This window comes from Pseudomonas sp. P4_C3 (assembly GCF_056402075.1).
Window position 1 is genome coordinate 1 of record NZ_JBFUIC010000497.1, and the last position, 2,250, is coordinate 2,250.

A 2,250-nucleotide genomic window follows, 5' to 3' on the forward strand; every position below is an offset into this window, starting at 1 on the left:
GATCGAAGAATGCCGTGGGCAGCTCAATCCTGAAAACGCATTGGCCCTCACGAAACAGGTTCGCAAACTGCGTAAAACCTACGACCTGCTGACCAGCATCGATTACTTCCCAGGCAAACCGAAGCAACAAATCGACGCTGCTTTGCAGGAGTTGGAGACAGCAGTCAGCAGAGTCCTGTCCCCAGACGAACCGCACAGCCACAACATACCCATAACGGTGCTCAACCGTGACGACTTTCAGGGGCGACTCTGGGCAACCCGCAAGCGTCCTTGGGTTGACCGCCTGGCTTGTGCCTGGCTGATCCGTCGCTTCATTGACCCCAATGCTCAGATCCTCTGGCTGGACACGCCACAGGACTGTCCGGCCGATGCGTTGGGCTTCGATTTCGATGAGGCGACTTTCAGTCATGTCGGCAACCGCGTGAGCTTCGAAACCCTGCAAGCCAGTTTTGAGCTTCAAGAGTCCGGTCTGAACCGCATTGCGGCCCTGGTGCACTACCTCGATATCGGAGGCATTCAGCCGGTGGAGGCTGCCGGTGTCGAGCGTGTGCTGGCAGGACTGCGCGAAACCATTACCCACGACGACCATTTGCTGGTCGCTGCGAGCGGCATTTTCGACGGTCTGCTCGCCGGGTTTGTGAAAGAGGAACAACCCAATGAGTAAGGATTTGGCACCAATGGTTGAAGAAGAGCTGTTGAGGCCGGAAGCGATCAGTTTGCGTGAAGCGTTCCGGTTCTGGTTGAAGCTCGGCTTCATCAGCTTCGGCGGGCCTGCGGGACAGATCTCGATCATGCATCAGGAGTTGGTAGAGCGGCGGCGCTGGATATCCGAGCGCAGATTCCTGCATGCCCTCAACTACTGCATGTTGCTCCCTGGGCCAGAGGCTCAGCAGTTGGCAACCTATATCGGCTGGCTGATGCATCGAACCTGGGGCGGGGTGATTGCGGGCGTGMTGTTTGTGCTGCCCTCTTTGTTCATCCTGATCGCTTTGTCGTGGATGTACATCGCCTTCGGCGAAGTGCCTGTGGTTGCGGGGCTCTTCTATGGCATCAAGCCCGCCGTGACCGCCATCGTCGTGCAGGCGGCCCATCGAATAGGCTCTCGGGCATTGAAGAACAATTGGCTATGGGCGATAGCRGCAGCCTCATTCACCGCAATCTTCGCGTTCAATGTGCCGTTCCCTTTGATCGTTCTGGGTGCCGCACTGATCGGTTATGTCGGCGGACGCCTGGCACCCGAAAAATTCAGAGCCGGGGGCCATAGCGCCGCAAAAAAATCCTTCGGCCCGGCCTTGATCGATGACGACACTCCGTCCCCGGAGCATGCCCGGTTCAGCTGGTTGAAATTGGCATCGCTCGCACTGATTGGCGCCGCACTATGGGCATTGCCAATGGGGATTTTGACCGCACTCTTTGGCTGGGAAGGCACTTTGACCCAGATGGGCTGGTTCTTTACCAAAGCGGCGCTGCTGACGTTTGGCGGGGCCTACGCGGTACTCCCATATGTGTACCAGGGCGCGGTTGGTCACTATGGCTGGCTAACCCCGACACAAATGATCGACGGATTGGCGTTAGGCGAAACCACACCAGGGCCGCTGATCATGGTGGTGGCCTTCGTCGGCTTTGTCGGGGCCTATGTCTCGCAAGTGTTCGGTGCCGATCAAATGTTTCTGGCTGGGGCTGTCGCCGCCTCCCTGGTGACATGGTTCACCTTCCTGCCCTCGTTCCTGTTCATCCTCGCGGGTGGCCCGCTGGTGGAGTCGACCCACAACGAACTCAAGTTCACGGCACCGCTAACTGCCATTACAGCGGCAGTCGTCGGCGTGATCCTCAATCTGGCGTGTTTCTTCGGTTATCACGTGCTATGGCCGAAGGGCTTCAGCGGCAACCTCGATTGGCCCTCAGCCCTGATCGCCATTGCAGCGGCAATTGCCTTGTTCCGCTTCAAGCGGGGCGTTATTCAGGTGCTGATGACCTGCGCACTCGTCGGCTTGGCAGTGCATCTGTTGCGCTGAAAACACGAGCTGGTTAACAGTCTATGGCGGGCACCGGGCTCGCCAGATCACCCAGCCTACCGAGCTAGGCAGGAGGTGTTCCATGAGGTGGATTACCCGTGAACGACCCAAGATCGACCGCATCGCCTGTCCTTGGTTGATCGCTCGTTTTATCGATCCGCAACCCGAGTTTTTGTATGTGCCCAGCGCTGATGTGCTGCGGATAGCCGCAGAGAAAGATGCTGCACCTTACGAC

General features: G+C 58.1%; 3 protein-coding genes. All 3 read left to right on the forward strand.

Annotated elements, in window-relative coordinates:
* A partial coding sequence (locus AC1DVH_RS29815; RefSeq protein WP_477756814.1) for a chromate resistance protein ChrB domain-containing protein occupies positions 1-664 on the forward strand: 664 nt, incomplete at its 5' end.
* Positions 657-2,015: a chromate efflux transporter gene (gene chrA, locus AC1DVH_RS29820; RefSeq protein ID WP_477756815.1), complete on the forward strand. Its 1,359-nt coding sequence runs from the start codon at positions 657-659 to the stop codon at positions 2,013-2,015. The genes AC1DVH_RS29815 and chrA, both read left to right, overlap by 8 nt.
* An 82-nt stretch (positions 2,016-2,097) precedes the next feature.
* Positions 2,098-2,250, forward strand: a 153-nt coding sequence (locus AC1DVH_RS29825) for a chromate resistance protein ChrB domain-containing protein (RefSeq protein WP_477756816.1), incomplete at its 3' end; no start/stop codon positions are given.